We start from the raw sequence: 18,462 nt of genomic DNA, 5'->3' as shown, positions 1-18,462 counted from the left end.
CCGCCCTTCGTCGTGCCCCTGGACACAGCGTAGAGAGCGTGCGGGGAATTCCCGAGCGGCGTCAGCCGCGGGGTGGGAGGGCCGACATCTCCGTGCGCGCGTCGTCTTCAGTCGCGATCTCGATATCCCTCCCACGCGTCGGCGAGTCGCCGCAGTCCCTCATCGAGCAGGGGCGAGGTGATCGGCACACGAATCCGATCGTCGGTGTCGATGTCGGACGAGAACGCGGCCGACCCGGCCACCGAGACGCCGAAGGCCGCAGCGTGCCGCGCGAACGCCGCGGCCGAGCCCACCGGTATCCGGGCCCAGATGCAGAGGCCACCGCGCGGGGGTCGCCACTCCCACTCGGGCAGGTGCGACGTCAGGAGGGCGCCGGCGCGCAGGGCGGCCTCGCGGTGCGTCACGACGGCATCCCGTCGCAGTGCGGGCGCCTCGGCGAGCAGATCGAGCGCGAGCAGTTGGGCGGGCACGCTCGTCGACAGATCCGTCGTTTGGCGGAGGCCCCGTAACCGCCTCACCAGTACCGGGTCGGCGCGCACCCACCCCACCCGCAGACCCTCCCAGGCCCACTTCGACAGCGACTCGACGGCGATGATCGGCGCGTCCGGCCGCAGGGCCGCGAGCGAGGGGGGAGTGACGCCGTCGAACGACAGGTACGCGAGCACGCGATCCTCCACCACGGTGATGCCGTGCTCGGCCGCGAGGTCGGCGATCCGCTGTCGGACGAGCGGGTGGGTCTGGATGCCGGTCGGATTGTGATTGTGCGGGTTCAAGGCGATGAGCACGGGGCGGCGCACGACGATGGCTGCCTCGAGCTCTGCGACGTCGATCCCGTCCGCGGTCAGGCGGATGCCGTGCACCAGGCCGCCGCGGCGGCGCACCGCGTCCGTGAGTCCGGGCCAGCTGACGTTCTCGGTGAGCACGGTGTCGCCGGGGGAGACGAGCTCCTCCACGAGGAGGCTGAGCGCCTGCTGGCCGCCGTGCGTGACGAGGATCTGCGCGGGCGTGGTGGGCGTTCCGTCGTCGGTCACGGTCTGGGCGATCAGTTCGCGCAGGGCGGGCAGACCCGCGGGGTCGGCCTCGGCGGTGGTGGCGTCGAGCACCGGTCGGTGACGGTGCACGATCTCGACGGCGCGCGGCGCGATCGCCGGTACCGCGCGCAGCAGATCGATGTTCGACGACAGCGACGCGTAGAGGGCCTCGCCGCGCCCGGCCCGCGAGCGCGCGGCGGTGGGCGCCGCCCCCGCGATCCGCGTCCCGCTGCCTTGCCGGCGGTCCAGGATGCCGTCCTCATACAACCGCGCGTACGCGCTGACGACCGTGCCGCGCGAGACGGCGACGGTCGCGGCGAGGGTGCGTTCCGAGGGGAGGCGGTCCCCACCGCGCAGTTCTCCCTCACGGACGAGGCGAGCGATGCCGTCGGCGAGACTTGCGGATAAGGTCGCGTCGGTCGTCGCCCAGCGTCCGAGCCGCGCGGCGAGGGCTTCTGCCGACACGACAGCCGTCCGGTGGTCCACCAGGGCGGAAGTGGCTCTGTCGACGAGGGTCATAGCCCCCGATTCTGGACCAATGACCCGTCGTGAATCAGCCGAACCGTTCGTTCTCAGTCCACTGACCCTCGATTGGACCATTGGCGAGCTGCTCGCGTGGATCGGCGCCGAGGACGCGCGCTGTCACGAGGAGGGGCTCGCGGACGCGGTGCACGCCGTGAACCGAGCGCTCGGAGAGACGGCCGTGACGTCGGTGACGCCGGTAGTAGCCGTGCGCTCCCTCGCGATGCGCGTCGCGAGCGAACCGGCCCTGGGGACGTCGCGCGTGGTCGACGTCCTCGCCCAGATACCGGTACCTGACCTCGCGTGTGTGGAGCGCGGCGTCATGACGCCCGCGTGACGCCGGCGCCTCCGTGCTCCCACCGCGGAGCGTATCGCTGCTGGCCGCGATCGCGATCTCGGGAGGACCTCAGCTCTCCGCCGCCAGCCCCACCTTCGCCTTCGCCCACGAGCGCCCGCGCGTGTCCTTGAGGATGTCGTACTCGACGTCGACGTGCGGTTCGATCGCGCTGTACTTGTCGTTCGGCGCCCCGATGACGAGCTGGAAGCCGAGGCCGCGCCACGCGCCGATCGCGCGCTTGGTGAAGTGGGCGTCGGCCTTGATGAGCGCCTCGTCGAGGAACACGGGCGCGTACCGCGGCCGTTCGGCACCGGCATCCCCGAGCTGATACCGCAGAGCGGCGCCGACGATGAAGGCGATGAGCTCCTGCGACTCGCCTCCCGACTTCTCGCCGATGTGGTCGTAGAGGGCGACGTGCTCGCCGGTGTCGGCGCGGAAGCGCTCGGCGCTGACCCGCACGTGATTACGCACGTCGACGAGGTCGGCGAAGTCGGGTGCGGTCGGCCGGATGCGGCCGATGAGCCGCGCCATCCGCCCGTACACGGCTTCGCGCTCCTCATCGGATGAGGCGGCGTCGATCGCGGCCCGCACGTCGCGGAGCTCCCGGCGGAAGCGCTTGCGCACCTCGGACTGGCTCTCGCGCGGCACGATCTGCAGCCGGTGCTCGTCGTCGTAGAACGGCAGATCCTGCATGATGTCGTTGATCGGGGCGATGCGTTCGCGGATCTCGCGCAGGGCCCGGGTGAGAGCGGAGTCGAGGCTGGTGAGGTCGTTGCCCGACAGGCGCAGCAGCGAGTCGCGCCACTCCGCCTCGAGCTCGTGCAGGCCGCTGGCCTCGAGGTCGGCGAGGATCCGCTCGAAGTCGCCGAGCGAGTCGTCGGGGTCGGCGAGAAGGTTGGGGCTCGGCCACCGGTCGGTGAACGCGGTCATCGTGCGGCGGAGGCTCTCGCGTTGGTCGCTCCACGTCTCTTGCGCGCTCCGCTGTTCCTCGAGCAGGCGCTTCGACGCGGACTCGAGGGCCGCGTCGAAGCGCGCGAGCCGCTGCGACGGCGAGAGGTCGTCGCCGGAGGGCGCCACGAACAGCCCGTCGAGGTAGGCGACCTCATCGGGGGTGAGCGTCATCTCGAGGTCCTCGGCCCGTTCGAGCAGGATCTGCGCGGCATCCACGTCGTCGGTGATCTCGGCCCAGCGCGCGGCCAGCGCCTGCTGCTCGGTCTTGGCTCCGCCGATCTCCTCGCGAAGGCGCGCCACGCGGGCCTTCGCGCCCGAGATCTGCTCCTGCAGCTCGGCGATGCGGGGGTTGCCCGCGGTGATGTCGACCACGGTCTCGTTCCAGCGGTCGAGTTCGCGTTGAACGGATGCCACGTCCACCTGGTCCCACGACAGATCGGCGATCTTCTCGAGGGCACCGCGCCGGGCGTCGAAGGCGTCGAGGGCGGCGGCGGCCTCATCGACCGCGGTCTTGGCGGTGGCGAGGTCGCGGCGCACGGTGACGATCTGCTCGCCGAGCTCGGTGAGGCGCACGCGCGACGAGAACCCCAGGATGCTCTGACGCGCCGACCCGCCGTGAGCGCCGCGTGCGCCCTGGCTCGTCTGTCCCGAGATGGTCAGGGCCATGCGGTGCTGCGACAGCTCCGATACGGAATCGACGCACACGAAGGAGAACTGCTGCTCGAGCCGGTCCTGCAGCCACCCGGTGAAGGGGGAGCGGCGGAACTCGAGGCGCCCGGGAAGGGTCGCGGGGTCGAGCCCGCCGCGCTCGGGCAGGTCGGTGGGAACGCCCTCGAAGCGCAGTCGCTCACCGAGGCGCACGCCGTCGATCGCGGAGCGGAACGATGCCAGGTGCGCGGCGTCGACGAGCAGCGTCGTCGCGAATCCGCCCAGGGCGAGGGTGAACGCCCCGCGCCACGGCTCGAACTCGGTGCGGACGTCGACGAGCTCGGCGACGAAGGGCAGCTCGGCGGCGGTGAGTCCCGCGGCCTCGGCGAGAGCTTCGCGGGCTTCGTGCAGACGCTGTGGGATGTTGTCGTCGCGGGTCTGCGTGCGCCGGTGCTCGGTCTCGATGGCGGCGAGCTGCTGGCGCAGATCGGTGTGCCGGCTGCTGGCGGCGACGAAGGCGTCGCGCACCGCGCTCTTGGCATCCGTGTCCCCGAGCGTGCGACGCGCCTCGGCGACGAGGGCGGCGAACTGCTTCTCGGTGGCGACCTCGACCGACAGCACCGCCAGCGCCGCCTCGAACCGCTCGCGGTCGCGCTGCATGCCGGCGAGGCGCCGCTCAAGGTTCCGGAGCTCGCGTTGGGCGGCGTCGAGCCGGTCGCCGCCGGCTGCGCGCAGCACGTCGCCGAGTCCCTCGCGCTCGGCCTCCGCCGCATCGGCGAGGGACTGGCGTTCGCGCACGAGCGCGTCGGTGGCGTGGGTGCGCTCGCGCAGCTCGGCCTCGACCGCTTCGAGCAGGTCGACCCGGCGCTGGGCGCGCCAGAGCGAGGCGCGCGAGTCGGGGTCGCCCAGACGGCCGAGCGCGTCGATCAGGCGCAAGCGCTCGGCGGCGTCGTCGATGCGCGTCTTCATCCCGCGGATGGGCTGCAGCGCACGCACCTGCTGGCGGGCTTCGAGCATGCGCGTACGCGTCGACTCGAGTCCGTCGAAGTGCGTGACGACCGCGTCGGCGACGACGAGCGTCTCGGGCTCCTCGAGCACCATGCGCTTGTACAGGTCGTCGACGGTGGTGATCTGCTGCCCGGCCTGGATGCGCGCGAGAAGGCTCATGGCTTTCGTTCCCGCGCCCGCCGCCCCGATGCCGAGCACCGCGTGCAGCCGCGCTGAGAACTCGCGGTCGGTCGCGAGGGTGTCGAGGCCCGTGGCCCGGACCGCGGAGTCGGAGAGGTGGCTCTGCGCCGCCCGGTCGAGCTGGCGCAGGTCGAACGCGCCGTGCACGGTCGCGCGCACCTTGACGGCGTCGTCGAGCGTGCGCGCTGCCGCCGGGATGTACCAGGCGCGCACCGCGGTGAACCGGGCGCCGTCGTGATCGGCCCACGTCATGGCGATCGCGGTCCACGTGTCGACGCCGTCGCCGCGCAGCACCCGCACCTTGGTGCCCTCGTCGGTGCGCGACTCGTCGAGCTTGCCGCGGCCGTACGAGAGGATATTGCGTTGCTCCTGCCCGCGCGGGCGCCCCACGACCGCGCCGTTCGATGCGCCGTTGAAGGGGGTGGTGTGCGGCATCATGAGCGCCACGTAGGCGTCCATGAGCGTCGACTTGCCCGAGCCCGACCCGCCGCACAGTAGCGTCGCGGTCGGCGCGAAGCGCACACGGTGCGTGCCGTCGTAGCCGCCCCAGTTGATGAGCTGGAGGTCTTCGGCGACCCACTGCTGCCCACGCGATGCCGCGGGGATCAGCCCGAACAGCGTCTCGAGCATCGTCATGCGCTCTCCTCCTCGAATTCTCCGGATGCCACGACCTCGGTGTCGGCGTCCGCCTCGTCGAGGATCGCCGCCGGGGTGCCGGCATCCGGGATCTGCTCTTCTAGCCAGCGGTGGAGCTCGCGGAGGACCTCGGCGCTGAGCACGATCTCGATGAGCGGGCCGATGCGGTAGCGCCCCTCGGACTCCTCCTCGATGATGCCCTCGCGATCGAGGCGGGCGATGGCGGTGCGGACGGCCCGCTGCTGGCTCGCGCGCGTGCCGTCCGTTTCGCTGAAGTAGGTGAGCACGGTCTGCTCGACCTCTTCGACGTCGACGCGGGCCGAGGCGGTGCCGGCGGTCGTCTCGCGCTGGAACACGGTCCGCAGATAGACGAGCACGAGCGTCTCGGCGCGAGAGTACGCCTCGTCCTTGAGCAGGATCGGCACGTCGACGTCGTCGCTGCGCACCTGTTCCTTGTAGGCGACCCCGCGCGCGTGGTCGACGACGAGCCGCACGAACAGATCGTTCAGGCGGGACTCGATCATCTGCTGGTGCTCGAGCAGCAGCTTCCACTCGGCGGGGGAGTTCTCGGCGACGAGGAAGCGCCGCTGCAGGATGCGCACCAGCACGCGTCGCACGTCGGCGTCCAGGATGCCGCGGTCCCCGGCGAACAGCGCGTCGGGATCGTTCTCCATCGCGACGGGCGAGATGAACGCGGGGGTGTCCGTGTCGGGGGCGGACGGGGCGATGTCAGTCATCGGCATCCGTTTCTGTCGTGCGGGAGGCGGTGACCGCCCCGAAGGCGAAGCGACGGGTCGTGCCATCGGGGCGGACGGCCTCGACGATCGAGACGTCGTCGGTCTCGATCAGGCCGCCGCGGTGGACGATCTCGAGCAGGCCCACGAGGTCGACCGGGCGCCGGGTGTCGGCCCCGGCCGCGGCGAACGCGGTCGCGAGGTCGAAGCCCTCGCCGAGGGTGGCGACGTAGGCCTCGAGCTCGGGGTAGTGCGGCCCGCCCCACGCGCGCGTGTCGGCGTCGACGAACTCGACGTCCTCGTCTCCGGATGCCAGGGGCTCCGGCGCCCCGGGAGGACGCACGTCGCTGAGAGACCGGCGCAGATGCCCGATGTCGGCGAGGGGGAGCGTCCGCACGGGCTCGACGCGGCCGGGGGAGCGGGTCTGGCTCCAGCGGTGCAGGCCCGCCATGACCGCGCGCAGCAGATCGTCGACCTGGCGGTCGCGGATGGGGTCGTGGGTGCGCACCTGCGCGGTGATGACGTGCGAGGCCCGCCGCTGCGCGGTGAGCACCTCCTGCACGCCGGCCTCGACGCGGCGCGCGATCGCGTCGAGCTCGCCGCGCTGCTCGGGCGTCATGAGGCGCGAGAAGGGCTGGGCGAGCACCGCGTGCAGCTGGTCGGTGAGGTCGTCGATGTTCTCGGGGTCGCCGATCAGACGCAGCGCGCCCTGGAACGCGCGGCCCTCGGGGGTGGCCTGCATCACCTGGCGCCCGCGCTCGAGGTACTCGCGCAGCACCTCGCCGGTGGGGCGCACGTCGCGACGCAGCTCGGCGACCACGTCGCGCTGCATCGCGGCGATCGACTCGGCCACGCGCGAGAAGTCGGCGGGGAGTTCTCGCGCGAGGTGGATGACGTTCTCGGCCTCTTCGAGCAGATGATCGTCGTCGAGCGGTTCGACGATCCCCTCGTCGAGGGCGGCGATCTCGGCGTCCAGGGCCGCTCTCTCTTCGAGCAGGGCCTCGCGGCGACGGGCGGGGTCGCTCTCGGCGTCGCGCGCGAGCCGGTCGACGGCATCGAGCAGGGTCCGCACGCGAGAGCGCGAGACGCGCGCGCGCCCGCCGCCGGCGCGACCGGCGATCTCGAGGGCGCCGACCGCGTGCGCCGAGAGCCGGTACACCTCGACGTCGTCTTCGATCTGCAGACCGAGCCACCCCACGCGCACCCATCCGCGGCAGATCTCTCGAGCGGAACCCGCGGGGATCCGCCGGTCGTCGTCGGTGTCGATGCCCGCGGCCCGCAGTTCCTCGATCGCCTCGGCGACCTCGACGTGGGCGTCGGCGACCGCGACGGCGGGGCGGCCGGGGGTGAAGACGATCGACAGCACCGCGACGACGAACGGCGCGAAGCGTCCGTGCAGCAGGTCGAGGGTCGGGTTCTTGAACGCCGTCACCGAGCGCAGGTACGCGGCTTCGGTTCGGGTGCTGCTCACTGGCTGAAGTCTACCGGCGGCGCAGTGAGCGCCGTGGCGCGACCTGTCGGGGCGAGACCGCGCCGTTCGTCCGCCTGTTCCCGTGGCGCGCACGCGAGGCGGCACGGCCGCAGCCGGTCACCCACCCGTGCACTGATAGAGAGTGGCGCCGGTGACCTTGTTGATCTCGCCGCCCTCCTTCGACTGGCTGAAGTCCCAATCCTTCACCTCGTGGCAGCCGGGGCCGGTCGCCACGCGTCTCACCGGGTCGCCCTCGGGAGCACCGGATGCCACGACGAACACTTGCACGTGGCCGTTCTGGATCATTTGCTCCAGGTCGTCCGTCGTGAACACGGGTACGTGTCCGCTGTAGCCCCCGTCGGTCAAGACGCTCGCCCCGGTGGCATCGATCACCTGCGACGACAGGGCCCACGAGTCGGTGACGAAGAGCGGGGTGCCGTTCTCGCCGCCCCCGTGTTGACGGGCAGCCTCGGCGATCTGCGCGACCGCGGGGCTCATCTGCGGGGTTCCACCCCAGATCGAAGGGGACGAGACCGTGAACGTCTCGTCGGGGTGGCCGCCGCGCGCGGTGACGCCGACGTAGGCGTCGCCTCCGCTGCCGTCGCGCGCGTCGTCGAGCACTTGGAGGCTGGTCGCCACGGGCAGGCAGATCAGGGCGACGGCCAGAGCGGCCGGGGCGGCACGGCCGAGACGGGGGAGCGAACCGGGTGATGCCAGGGCGGCGGTCACGCCCACCGCGAGCCCGAGCGCTCCGATCGCGATCGCGGGGACCAGCAGCACCGCGGGCAGACGCGCCTGGCCGATGAGCGCGACCCACCAGGCGGCCTGCACCACGACGACGGCCGGCAGCGCGAGCCGCCACCGTCTGAGGGGCGCACGAAGCAGCCGTACCCCCTCGACCCAGGCGACGGCGACGAGCAGAACCATCGGGACGCCGAGGGCAGCGACGTACGCCGTGTGCGGCACGTGGGTGAGGGAGAGGACGGCCGCGGCAGTCGCGAACCACACCGCGGCGACGACGACGAGCGGCAGGCGGGCCGTGCTCAGCGGCGTGCGCGGGCTGCCGCGTCGGGGCAGATACCGCCAGAGGCCCAGGGCGATACCGGCGAGCGCCGCCGGGTACAGCCAGCCGATCTGGCTCACGAGCGGCAGCTCCAGCAGTTTCGTGAGGGAGGGGGAGCCTCCCGAGCCGGAGGGGGCGGGCGTCGTGAGCGCATGGCCGAGGGCGGCGAGGGTCGCGCCGAGCCCGCCCATGGAGCTCGAGGCGCCCACCGAGCCCGGGACCGCTCCGGGCACGAAGCGGTCGAGGCCGTTGTATCCGAAGACCATCGCGAAGACGTCGTTCGTCGTCGACCCGTCGATATAGGGGCGCGCGTCGGCGGGAACGAGGGCGACCACGGTGATCCAGGCGACGGATGCCGCGAGCGCGGCGCCCGTGACGGCACCGGCGCGAACGAGGCCATGACGCCATCCCGGGGTCGCGATCAGGGTGCCCCCGACGAGGGCGGGAAGGACGAACCACGCGGCCATCATCTTCGCCTGGAAGCCCACGCCGATGAACACCGCACAGAGCACCAGCGGCCACCATCTCGCGGTGAGCACCGCGCGCTGCCACCACACCAGGGCCACGGCGAGGGCCATCGTGAGCAGCCCGTCTTCCATCGGGTGGGCGAACATCGACACGAAGATCGGGGTCGAGGCCGCCGCGGCGGCGGCGAGCAGCCCGGCGCCGCGTCCTCCCCAGCGGAGGGCCAGCACCGCGCACGCGACGACGGTGACGACACCCTCGATTACCTGGGGGAGGGCGATGGCCGAGATCGACATCCCGAAGAGGCGGATGCTCAGCGCCTGGGGTACGGCGAAGCCGCTGAGCTTGTCGAGGGTGACCGTGGCATCCGGATCGAAGGCCCCGAAGAAGAGCGCGTGCCACGACTGCGACATCGACCGGGCCGAAGCCTCGTAGAAGGAGAAGTCACCGCCGCGCGAGAGGTTCCAGCAGGTCAGCACGACGAAACCCGCGACGATCAGCGTCAGCGCGATCCGTGCCCACCGGGGTTCGCGCCACCAGCGCGCGAGAGGGACGGGAGAGGTCACGACGCACAGATTCCCTCGGTGAGAACGGGAGCGGGTATCAATCGGCTATGCCGCCGCTGTGGGTGACACGACCGGCGAGAACCGCGCGTGCGATCATCCTGGGGCACGCACCGAGGACCGCCTTCCGAGACGACCGCGGCGGGCGGCGTCGCCGCGCCGAAAAGATCGCCGAATCCGCTCCGCCGCAGCGCTCGCGCCCCCTACGATGATCGCGGAGGTGCCGATGTCCGCTTGGCGCAAGAACCGCTCGTTCACGCGTCGTGCGCTGCGGCGCGCTGCGGCTATCGTCGCGGGCGCAACCCTCGTCGCCGCGGGGGCGATCGCCTCTCCCGCGTCTGCCACGACGACTCTTCCGGGCTGGCTCTCGACCAACGGGTCGACGATCGTCACGGCATCCGGTGCGCCGTTCACCATCAAGGCGGCCGCGTGGTTCGGCATGGAGACCTCGAACTGCGCCCCGCACGGGCTGTGGTCGATCTCGCTCGACGACGGTCTCGCCGCGATCGCGGGGATGGGCTTCAACACCATCCGCCTCCCCTTCTCGAACGAGTGCCTCGCCGCGACGGCGTCGAACTCGATCAATGCCGCGGTCAACCCGGGGCTGGTGTCGCTCACGCCCCTGCAGCTGATGGACACCGTCATCGCCCGCGCCAAGGCGCACGGGCTGTCGGTGATCCTCGACCGCCATCGCCCCGGCTCGGCCGCACAGAGCGAGCTCTGGTACACCGCGCAGTACAGCGAACAGCGGTGGATCGACGACTGGAAGATGCTTGCCGCTCGCTACAAGAACGAGTCCGCCGTCATCGGCGTCGATCTGCACAACGAACCTCACGGGTCGGCCTGCTGGAACTGCGGCGACCCCTCGCGCGACTGGCGCGCGGCGGCCACCCGCGCCGGCAATGCGGTGCTGGCGGTGAACCCGAACCTGCTGATCATCGTCGAGGGCGTCGAACGCCAGAACGACGGATCGAGCACGTGGTGGGGCGGCGGCCTGAAGGACGCCGGCGCCGCTCCCGTGACCCTCGCGGTGAAGAACCGCGTCGTCTACTCGCCGCACGACTACCCGGCGAGCGTCTTTGCGCAGCCCTGGTTCTCGGCCTCCAACTATCCCGCCAATCTCGAAACGGTGTGGGATGCCAACTGGGGTTACCTCGTGCGGGGGAACATCGCGCCCGTCCTCCTGGGCGAGTTCGGCACGAAACTCGAGACGGCGAGCGACCGCGCCTGGCTCGACGCGCTCGTGGGGTACCTCGCGAAGACCGAGATCAGCTACGCCTACTGGTCCTTCAACCCGAACAGCGGCGACACCGGTGGGCTCGTCGGTGACGACTGGCGGACCCCGCAGAAGGCCAAACTCGCCGCTCTCGCGCCGATCCTGACACCGGTCGCCTCGCCGGCGCCGCAGCCGAATCCCGCGCCGACGGCCACGCCGAAGCCGACGGCGTCTCCCACGGTGTCACCGAAGCCGACGGCGTCTCCCAAACCGGCGGCTCCCAGCCCATCGCCCACCGCGTCGCCCACCCCTGCACCCACGCCGAAGCCGGGTGCGAGCGCGGCGGCCGGCATCACCGCTACCTGGGTTCCGCAGAGCACCTGGGGTGAGGGATACGTCGCCGAGCTCACGGTGACCGCCACCGGGCCGGTGAAGAAGTGGTCCGTATCCTTCGACGCCCCCGGCACCACCGCGGTGTCGAACGCGTGGGGCATGAGCTGCTCCGTGGCCGCGGGCCGTGTCACGTGCACCGGAAACGCCTGGGCGGCTGCGCTCGCTCCCGGTCAGAGCGTGCGGGTGGGCCTGCAGGCGGCGGCCACGCGGGCACCGTCCGCTCCGAAGCTCATCGTCACGGCATCCTGAGGTCCTCCTGCGAGGTGACGACCTAACATCCATCGCTGGCGCATAAGGTGCCCAGGGCTGCGATGGGGGAAGCGCTGCCTACGATGCGCCGGTGGCCGCTGCATCTCCTCCCGTTCCCACCCCGACGCTTCCGCTGACGTCGGGTCTGCGTCGACCTCGACGCTGGACCGTCGGCCTCGCCGCCGTCGGACTCGTCGCGCTCGCCCTCACGGGGTGGCAGGTATGGGCGGGGGCTCCGAGCGAGTACTACGCCTCCATCGCCCTGTCGATGAGTCGCTCGTGGTCGAACTTCTTCTTCGGCGCCGTCGACCCCGCCGGCACCGTGACGCTCGACAAGATCCCCGGGTCGTTCTGGATCCCGGCGCTCTTCGTGCGCGCCTTCGGGTACTCGGCGTGGGCGGTGATCCTGCCGAACGCGTTCGCGGCGGTCGCCGCGGCACTCGTCGCCGCCTTCGCCGCACGACGCGTGGCGGGGGAGCGCGCCGGACTGATCGCCGGCGCGGTGGTGGCCGTGACGCCCATCCTGGTCGCGGTCGCGCGCTCGAACCAGCCCGAGACGTTCTTCGTGCTCGGTCTGTCGCTGACGGCCTGGGCGGCGGTGCGCGCCGTTCAGGCGCGCAGTCTCGGGTGGCTCATTGCCGCGGGCGCCCTGATCGGCCTGTCGTTCCAGTTCTACGAGCTCGAGGCCTGGGCGGTCTGGCCGGCACTGGCCGCCGCGTACCTGTGTACCCGGCAGTCGTGGTCTCGACGCATCGGCCACCTCGCGCTCGCGGGTGCGGTGAGCCTCGCGGCCTCGCTGTGGTGGGTCGCGATCGTGTCGCTCATCCCCGCGGGAAGCCGGCCCTACATCGGCAGCACCCTCACGAACAACCCGTGGGAGATGGTGTTCGGCTACAACGGTCTGGGCCGGTTCTCGGCGACCGCCGACAGCGGTGCGTACGAGTCGTTCACCCCTCCGTTCTCTGGTGAGCCCGGGGTGCTGCGCCTGTTCAACGCCCAGCTCGCGGGGCAGGTGGCGTGGCTCGTTCCGGCCGCCGTCGTCGCTCTCGTCGTCCTGTGGGTGCTGCGCTTCTCGCGACCGCTCACGGTGTTGCTGACGGTGTGGCTCGCCACCTTCGCCGCGATGTTCTCCGCCGTCGCGGGAATGCACCAGTTCTACACGGCATCGCTCGCGATACCCCTCGCCCTCGCCATCGGTACCGCGCTCGCCGTGGCTCATCGTGCGGGCAGGGTGTGGCCGCAGATCGCGATCGTTGCCTCCGCGGGAGCCACGGCCTTGGGTATCGGTCTATCGACCGGGGGATACAGTGTGCCCGTCTCGATCGCTCAGGCCCTCGTCGCCGTGATTGCAATCGTGCTGCTGTCGACACGCCACCGTGGGCGTCCGGTCACCACCGTCGCGCTGATGATCGGGCTGCTGCTGACCCCGGCCGTCTGGTCGGCGGTTACCGTCGCCCACCCCAACTCGATCAATCCCGTCGCGGGAGGGGTATCGGAGACCTCGGGTTTTGGTGGCCGCGGTTTCGGCGGCGGAGATTTCGCCGGCGGGATGCCGACCGGCGGACGCGGCAGCCAGGGACTCGGCGCCGCACCCGGGGGCGGAGGAACGCCGGGCCAGGGGTTCGGGCAGGGATCCGGCCCGGCGACGGCGCCCGGCGGCTCGGCCTCGGGGCACACGCGCGGGGGAGCGGGTGGAGCACCGACCGGCGGCGCAGGCTTCGGCGCCGGTGGCGGCGAGAACAGCGACGCTCTCGTCTCGTGGTTGCAGGCCCGTGGCACGGGATCCACGTATCTGGCCGCGACCTTCGGGGCGCAGTCGGCGGCGCAGTTGATCATCGCCTCGGACGGCGGCTCGTTCCTGCCGATCGGCGGCTTCAACGGCACCGACGATGTGCCGACCCTGCAGGCCTTCACCGCCATGGTCGACTCGGGCCAGGTGCGATACGTCATCGGCGGCGACCAGCGCGGCGGTGGTACGTCGATGGCCGCCGCGGCCACGACCACCGCGTCCTCGCAGATCCGCACATGGGTGACGCAGCACTGCGCCACCGACAGCTCCGCCCCCTCTACGGTCTACGACTGCGGTTGAGACGGCGCTTTATCCGGTTGAGTGTCCACGACACGCCGGCTCCCGGGACGCGCGTGCGGCGTGCCTGGGACACTCGACGGAGGGCACCGGCCGCCCGTGCATCTCGCGCACGTTCAGCCCGAGTACGTCGAGTGTCCAAAACACCCGGACGAATTCGAAATCTCTCCGGGTTTTCTGGACACTCAACGGGCGGGAGCGGGAGCGGGAGCGGGGGCGGGAGCGGGGGCGGGGGCGGGAGCGGCACACCCCGCGAGAGAACGCGGGATGCCGTCGGGACGGCGCCGCGGCAACTCCGCGCACCGCGGCTCGCGGCTCAGCGCCCCAGGAACTCCATGCCCGCTTCGCGGAACGCCCGAGCGCCGGGGGCATTCACGTGGTGGCGGCCCGGGATGTCGGCGAACTCGCCCCGGGGGAGGAGCCCCGCCAGGTGCTTCGACTGGTCGTGGATGGGGTCTTCCGTTCCCGTGGCGATGAGCACGGGCTGACGCGGAGGAGACGAGGGATCGGGGTCGGTCTCGCCCAGGCGCATCCCCTCTGCGATCGCGACGAGCGCACGCAGGTCGTTGCCCGGCACGCGTTCGGCGAGCGAGACGTAACGCTGGGTCGTGGCATCCTGAACGGGTTCACCGTGGTCGAGGAACGCCCGAGCCTGGTCGACCTGCAGCCGCGCGAGAGGACGACCGTCCGGGATGCCGCCCAGAACCGCGCGCTCCACGTGTTCGGGGGCGTCGACGGCGAGCTGCCAGCCCACCCGCCCGCCGAGGGAGTAGCCGAGGTAGCGCACCTGATCGAGGAGGTACGTGTCGAGCACGGCGACGAGGTCGCTGACGAGCGTGGGCATGGTGTAAGACGCAGCGTCGTGCGGTTTGTCGCTGGCGCCGTGACCGCGCTGATCCACCGCGATGACGCGGTAACCGGCGCGGAGCAGGTCGCGCACCCACCCGGTATTGACCCAGTTGTCGCGGGTGCTCGAACCGAAGCCGTGGACGCACAGGACGGGATCTGCCTCGACGTCGCCCCACGAGTAGGTCGCGAGGCGCACGTTGTCGCCGACGATGACGAACTGCGCGGGAGGGACCTCGGTCAGGGCGGGAACGGCATCCATTCCTCCGATCCTGGCAGAGCGCGCCGGCCCGCACCGCGTAGTGGTCATAGTGGTCTCATGGGGTATACGCGCGCCGAACTCGAGTCCTATCGGGATGCCACGAGGCCCGACCTCGTCGAGCCGGGCGTGCGATTGCTGTTCGTGGGCATCAACCCGGGTCTGTGGACCGCGGCGACCGGGACCCCGTTCGCACGCCCGGGCAACCGCTTCTGGCCGGCGCTGGTGAGGGCGGGGATCCTTCCGCGTCTGCCCGCCTACTCCGAGCCGCTCGGCGACGAGGACCGCCGCATGATCTTCGACGCGGGAGTCGGCGTGTCGAACCTCGTCGCGCGAGCGACCGCCCGGGCCGATGAGCTGTCACGGGAGGAGCTCCGGGCGGGTGCGGCGTCGCTCGTCGAGCGGGTAGCCGGGTGGCAGCCTCGGGCCGTCGCGGTCGTCGGGCTCACCGCCTACCGCCAGGGCTTCCAGCGGCCCCGAGCGACCGCGGGGCGACAGGAGGAGTCGATCGCGGACGTCCCCACCTGGGTGCTGCCCAACCCCAGCGGGCTGAACGCCCACGACACCGTCGACTCGCTCGCTCGCGCGTACGCCGACCCGGCGCGGGCCGCGGGGGTCATCCGCTGACGCGCGTCTCACGCCGCGGCGGAAGGTGTCACGATGGCAGGATGCCGCCCACTCGACGCCGCACGATAGCCCTGTTCGCACTGGCTGCGGTGGTCGCCGCCGGGCTCGTCGTCCACCTCGTGCTGCCCTCGAACACCGCGACCGATGTCGCCGGCGACGCGCTCTACACGGTCGCGGTCTACGCCGCGCTCGTGATGGTGCTCCCGCGCCTGCGCCCGTTCGTCGTCGGCCTGATCGCCGGGGGATGGAGTGTGGCCGTGGAACTCTTCCAGGCCACGGGAATCCCCGTCGACCTCGCGGAACGGTTCCGTCCCATCGCGCTCGTGCTCGGCACCGGGTTCGACGCACGCGACATCGTCGTCTACGTGTGCGCGGCGATCGTCGCCGTCGGCGCGGATGTCGCCGTCGGACGCTCGCCGAGGCGCGAACCGCGACGATGAGCGTCGACGTTCCTCCCCAGGGGATGACGCCGCCCGCCGTCAGCCGCTCACCGGTATCGTGACCACCTCGCACGACGGAGGGGAACGGCGATGAGAGTGCGGTTCGAGGGCGACGTCTTCCGGTGGGAGGCGCGCAGCGACAGCGACTGGTACTTCGTCGCGCTGCCGCCCGAGCTCAGCGCGGAGATCCGTGAGACGCAGACGTATCGGCGCGGTTTCGGCGGGGTGCGGGTCGACGCCACGATCGGCGCCACGACCTTCCGTACCTCGATCTTCCCGCAGGCCGGGGGCGTCTACGTCCTGCCCCTCAAGCGCGCGGTGCGCGACGCCGAAGCCATCGACCCCGGGTCGGTCGTGCGCGTCGACCTCTTCGTGATCGACGCCTGAGCCGTGCCGATGCTGATCGCACTGGCCGCCGGAGTGTTCGCCGTGGCGGGCATCGCGCTCGCCGTGGTCGACGTCCGCACCCACCGGCTGCCCGATGCGGTTATGCTTCCGGCGCTGCTCGTGGTCGCGGCGCTGCTGACGGCCGAAGCCCTGCGCACCGGTGAACCGGGGCGTGCGCTCGGGGTCGTCGGGGGGTCGGCGGCGGCGTTCGCCGTCGCTCTCGCGCTGCACCTGTCGCGTCCCGGTGCGTTCGGCGGAGGAGACGTCAAGCTCGCTGCCTTCGTCGGGGCGCCGCTGGGGTGGTACGGGCCCGAGGCCGTGGCATCCGGTCTGCTCTTCGCTGTTGTTCTCGGCGGCGTCGCCGCCACCGGTGTTCTGCTCGCGGGTGGACGGCGCACGCAGATCGCCTACGGCCCCTGGCTCCTCTCGGGCGTGTGGCTGCGTCTGGTGGGCGGGCCGGGAGAGGGGATGCCGTCGGGCTGACCTGTCGCTGCGCACCTCCGCGGTCAAGCCCGTGGGGCACGCCCCGCCGCGCCGATACCCTGAGCGCATGGCTGACCTCATCCGTCGTGTCACGGCGTGGGCGCTGCGGCTCCGTCTCGTGCGCGCGTTCCTCGTCTATTCGGGGGCGCGCGGCCCCATGCTCGCCGACAGCGTGACCTATCGCACCCTGTTCAGCCTGTTCGCTGCGGTGCTCATCGGGTTCTCGTTCGCGGCGATCTGGCTGTCGGGAAACCCCGATGCGTTCTCGGCGCTCGAGCGAGCGGTCAACAACGTGGTGCCGGGTCTCGTCGGACCTGATGGTCTGCTCGACGTGAGCAACCTCGATGCCCCGCGGGAGTTCACCGTCGCGGGGGTGATCGGAACCATCGGTCTGCTCGGCGCAGCGATCGGCGCCATCGGCTCGCTGCGCTCGGCCCTTCGACAGATCGCCGGCGTCGCCACCGACGACACACTCCCCATCCTCGTCATCGTGCGCAACCTCGCCGTCGCGATCGGCATCGGCGTCGCTCTCGTCGGCGCGGCCGTCGTGACCTTCCTCGCCACCGCCGGGCTGACGTTCGTGCGGGAGCTGCTGGGCATCTCCGCCGATTCTTGGATCTCCGCGGTGTTGACGTGGCTGGTCTCGACGCTCGTCGTCCTGCTGCTCGACACGACCGCCGTGGCCGTGGCCTTCGCCGCCCTCTCGGGCGTGAAGACGCGCCGCCCCACGCTCCTACGGGGTGCCCTTCTCGGCGGCGTGGGACTCGTCGTCCTGCAGCAGTTGTCGGGGTTGTTCGTCGGCGGAGCGGGCAACAACCCGCTGCTGGCGACGTTCGCCTCGCTCATCGCTCTGCTGCTGTGGCTGAACCTCTCCAGCCAGGTCATCCTCATCGCGGGCGCGTACATCACCGTCGCCACCGAAGAGGACCATGACCGCGTCCGCGCGAAGTACGGCGCGTCGACCATGATCCAGTTCCGCGTCCGCCGAGCCGAGAAGGCGGTGCGGGCTGCGACCGGTGAGCTCGACGCCGCCCGCGCCGCAGAGACGAAGGAGCGCGAGAACCTCGCGAAGAACGACCCTGCGGCGGCCGCTCGCGAGGACCGCGCCGAGGCTCGCGCGGGGTCCCCCGATGAGTGAGTCCGCGAGCGGGCTGCTGGCCTCGGGGGAACGTGTCGCCGCGTACAGCGCCGACGCCGTCCGTGCCGCCGAGAAGCCTCTGCTGGCGGAGGGGCGGCCGCTCATGCGCTGGGCCGCCGCGGCCCTGGCCGACATCGTCGCGCAGCAGCTCGTCGCGCGCCCCGGAAGAGTTCTCGTCCTCGTGGGCGCGGGCGACAACGGGGGAGATGCCCTGTACGCCGCGGCCGAGCTCGGCGCCGTCGCCGAGCGCGTCGACCTGGTGCTCGTGCGCGATCGCGTGCACCGAGCGGCGCTCGATGCCGCGGTCGCCGCGGGAGCGCGCGTGCGTTCGGCGTCGGAGGTCCGCGGTGAGCTGGCCGAGTACGCGCTCGTGCTCGACGGCATCCTCGGCATCGGTCGTCTGGCGGACCGGCGCCTGCGCGGGGGAGCGCGCGCTCTCGTCGAAGGCGTCCGCGGCCTTCGGGAGCAACCGTTCGTCGTCGCGGTCGACCTCCCCAGCGGCCTCGATCCCGATGACGGGACGGCGGATGCCGCCGTGCTCGCCGCCGACGTCACGGTCACCTTCGGGGCTCTCAAGGCGGGCCTGGTCCGTGGACGGGGTCCGGAGCTGTCCGGACTCGTGCACCTGGTCGACCTGGGGCTCGAACCCTATCTCCGGCTCGCGCATCCCGCGGTGACCGCTCCCGTCCAGGTCGTGCGGGTGACTCCCCGCGACCGCTCCTGACGAGA

General features: G+C 71.8%; 15 protein-coding genes. 9 read left to right on the top strand and 6 right to left on the bottom strand.

What is annotated here, in order from left to right:
• Positions 1–107 precede the first annotated feature (107 nt).
• Complete coding sequence (locus tag QE454_RS15875; protein ID WP_307459796.1) at positions 108–1,550, bottom strand: PLP-dependent aminotransferase family protein; 1,443 nt, start codon at positions 1,548–1,550, stop codon at positions 108–110.
• A gap of 19 nt (positions 1,551–1,569) precedes the next feature.
• Between QE454_RS15875 and QE454_RS15870 the strand changes: the two genes are divergently transcribed.
• The gene (locus QE454_RS15870; RefSeq protein ID WP_307459799.1) at positions 1,570–1,890 is read left to right on the top strand and encodes a hypothetical protein; all 321 of its coding nucleotides are present in this window, start codon (positions 1,570–1,572) and stop codon (positions 1,888–1,890) included.
• A 69-nt stretch (positions 1,891–1,959) separates the two neighbouring features.
• On the opposite strand, the gene QE454_RS15865 is transcribed toward QE454_RS15870, so the two are convergent.
• The 4 genes from QE454_RS15865 to QE454_RS15850 all read right to left on the bottom strand — a co-directional run bounded on the left by QE454_RS15865 (position 1,960) and on the right by QE454_RS15850 (position 9,612).
• The gene (locus QE454_RS15865) at positions 1,960–5,313 is read right to left on the bottom strand and encodes an ATP-binding protein (RefSeq protein ID WP_307459804.1); all 3,354 of its coding nucleotides are present in this window, start codon (positions 5,311–5,313) and stop codon (positions 1,960–1,962) included.
• Entirely contained in the window at positions 5,310–6,056 is a 747-nt protein-coding gene (locus tag QE454_RS15860) for a DUF4194 domain-containing protein (protein ID WP_373459408.1), read from the bottom strand. Before QE454_RS15860 ends, QE454_RS15865 begins: the two co-directional genes overlap by 4 nt.
• Positions 6,043–7,518: a DUF3375 domain-containing protein gene (locus QE454_RS15855; RefSeq protein ID WP_210076401.1), complete on the bottom strand. Its 1,476-nt coding sequence runs from the start codon at positions 7,516–7,518 to the stop codon at positions 6,043–6,045. Before QE454_RS15855 ends, QE454_RS15860 begins: the two co-directional genes overlap by 14 nt.
• A gap of 117 nt (positions 7,519–7,635) precedes the next feature.
• Entirely contained in the window at positions 7,636–9,612 is a 1,977-nt protein-coding gene (locus tag QE454_RS15850; RefSeq protein WP_307459811.1) for a glycosyltransferase family 39 protein, read from the bottom strand.
• Between the two features lie 223 nt (positions 9,613–9,835).
• Between QE454_RS15850 and QE454_RS15845 the strand changes: the two genes are divergently transcribed.
• On the top strand, positions 9,836–11,467 hold the full coding sequence (locus QE454_RS15845; RefSeq protein ID WP_307459814.1) for a cellulase family glycosylhydrolase: 1,632 nt from the start codon (positions 9,836–9,838) through the stop codon (positions 11,465–11,467).
• Positions 11,468–11,558: 91 nt separating this feature from the next.
• Positions 11,559–13,556, top strand: a complete 1,998-nt coding sequence (locus QE454_RS15840; protein WP_307459818.1) for a glycosyltransferase family 39 protein — start codon at positions 11,559–11,561, stop codon at positions 13,554–13,556.
• Between the two features lie 313 nt (positions 13,557–13,869).
• Here QE454_RS15840 and QE454_RS15835 read toward each other — a convergent pair whose 3' ends face one another.
• Positions 13,870–14,661 (bottom strand): alpha/beta fold hydrolase, encoded by a 792-nt coding sequence (locus QE454_RS15835; RefSeq protein ID WP_307459821.1) that lies wholly within the window; start codon positions 14,659–14,661, stop codon positions 13,870–13,872.
• Between the two features lie 57 nt (positions 14,662–14,718).
• Here QE454_RS15835 and QE454_RS15830 point away from each other — a divergent pair, with 57 nt between their 5' ends.
• The 6 genes from QE454_RS15830 (at position 14,719) to QE454_RS15805 (ending at position 18,457) form a co-directional block, all read left to right on the top strand.
• Positions 14,719–15,285: a mismatch-specific DNA-glycosylase gene (locus QE454_RS15830; protein ID WP_210076392.1), complete on the top strand. Its 567-nt coding sequence runs from the start codon at positions 14,719–14,721 to the stop codon at positions 15,283–15,285.
• Positions 15,286–15,326: 41 nt separating this feature from the next.
• A complete protein-coding gene (locus tag QE454_RS15825) occupies positions 15,327–15,725 on the top strand; it encodes a DUF2809 domain-containing protein (protein ID WP_307459825.1) in 399 nt (132 codons plus the stop codon).
• 90 nt (positions 15,726–15,815) lie between these two features.
• Complete coding sequence (locus tag QE454_RS15820; protein WP_307316200.1) at positions 15,816–16,112, top strand: DUF1905 domain-containing protein; 297 nt, start codon at positions 15,816–15,818, stop codon at positions 16,110–16,112.
• Between the two features lie 9 nt (positions 16,113–16,121).
• Positions 16,122–16,595, top strand: coding sequence for an A24 family peptidase (locus QE454_RS15815; RefSeq protein WP_307459829.1), 474 nt, complete (start codon positions 16,122–16,124; stop codon positions 16,593–16,595).
• Between the two features lie 67 nt (positions 16,596–16,662).
• Complete coding sequence (locus QE454_RS15810) at positions 16,663–17,733, top strand: YihY/virulence factor BrkB family protein (RefSeq protein ID WP_307459831.1); 1,071 nt, start codon at positions 16,663–16,665, stop codon at positions 17,731–17,733.
• Positions 17,726–18,457 (top strand): NAD(P)H-hydrate epimerase, encoded by a 732-nt coding sequence (locus QE454_RS15805; RefSeq protein WP_307316212.1) that lies wholly within the window; start codon positions 17,726–17,728, stop codon positions 18,455–18,457. The genes QE454_RS15810 and QE454_RS15805 overlap by 8 nt, the downstream gene beginning before the upstream one ends.
• Positions 18,458–18,462 lie beyond the last annotated feature (5 nt).

The organism is Microbacterium sp. SORGH_AS_0454 (assembly GCF_031453395.1).
Taxonomy (GTDB): domain Bacteria; phylum Actinomycetota; class Actinomycetes; order Actinomycetales; family Microbacteriaceae; genus Microbacterium.
This window is presented reverse-complemented; position numbering and strand designations above follow the sequence as displayed.

Bases quoted from the DNA above. Each gene is read 5' to 3' on its own strand.
- QE454_RS15835 (WP_307459821.1), bottom strand. From the start codon at position 14,661: ATGGATGCCGTTCCCGCCCTGACCGAGGTCCCTCCCGCGCAGTTCGTC.
- QE454_RS15825 (WP_307459825.1), top strand. From the start codon at position 15,327: ATGCCGCCCACTCGACGCCGCACGATAGCCCTGTTCGCACTGGCTGCG.
- QE454_RS15875 (WP_307459796.1), bottom strand. From the start codon at position 1,550: ATGACCCTCGTCGACAGAGCCACTTCCGCCCTGGTGGACCACCGGACG.
- QE454_RS15820 (WP_307316200.1), top strand. From the start codon at position 15,816: ATGAGAGTGCGGTTCGAGGGCGACGTCTTCCGGTGGGAGGCGCGCAGC.
- QE454_RS15815 (WP_307459829.1), top strand. From the start codon at position 16,122: ATGCTGATCGCACTGGCCGCCGGAGTGTTCGCCGTGGCGGGCATCGCG.
- QE454_RS15845 (WP_307459814.1), top strand. From the start codon at position 9,836: ATGTCCGCTTGGCGCAAGAACCGCTCGTTCACGCGTCGTGCGCTGCGG.
- QE454_RS15810 (WP_307459831.1), top strand. From the start codon at position 16,663: ATGGCTGACCTCATCCGTCGTGTCACGGCGTGGGCGCTGCGGCTCCGT.
- QE454_RS15870 (WP_307459799.1), top strand. From the start codon at position 1,570: ATGACCCGTCGTGAATCAGCCGAACCGTTCGTTCTCAGTCCACTGACC.
- QE454_RS15805 (WP_307316212.1), top strand. From the start codon at position 17,726: ATGAGTGAGTCCGCGAGCGGGCTGCTGGCCTCGGGGGAACGTGTCGCC.
- QE454_RS15860 (WP_373459408.1), bottom strand. From the start codon at position 6,056: ATGCCGATGACTGACATCGCCCCGTCCGCCCCCGACACGGACACCCCC.
- QE454_RS15865 (WP_307459804.1), bottom strand. From the start codon at position 5,313: ATGACGATGCTCGAGACGCTGTTCGGGCTGATCCCCGCGGCATCGCGT.
- QE454_RS15830 (WP_210076392.1), top strand. From the start codon at position 14,719: ATGGGGTATACGCGCGCCGAACTCGAGTCCTATCGGGATGCCACGAGG.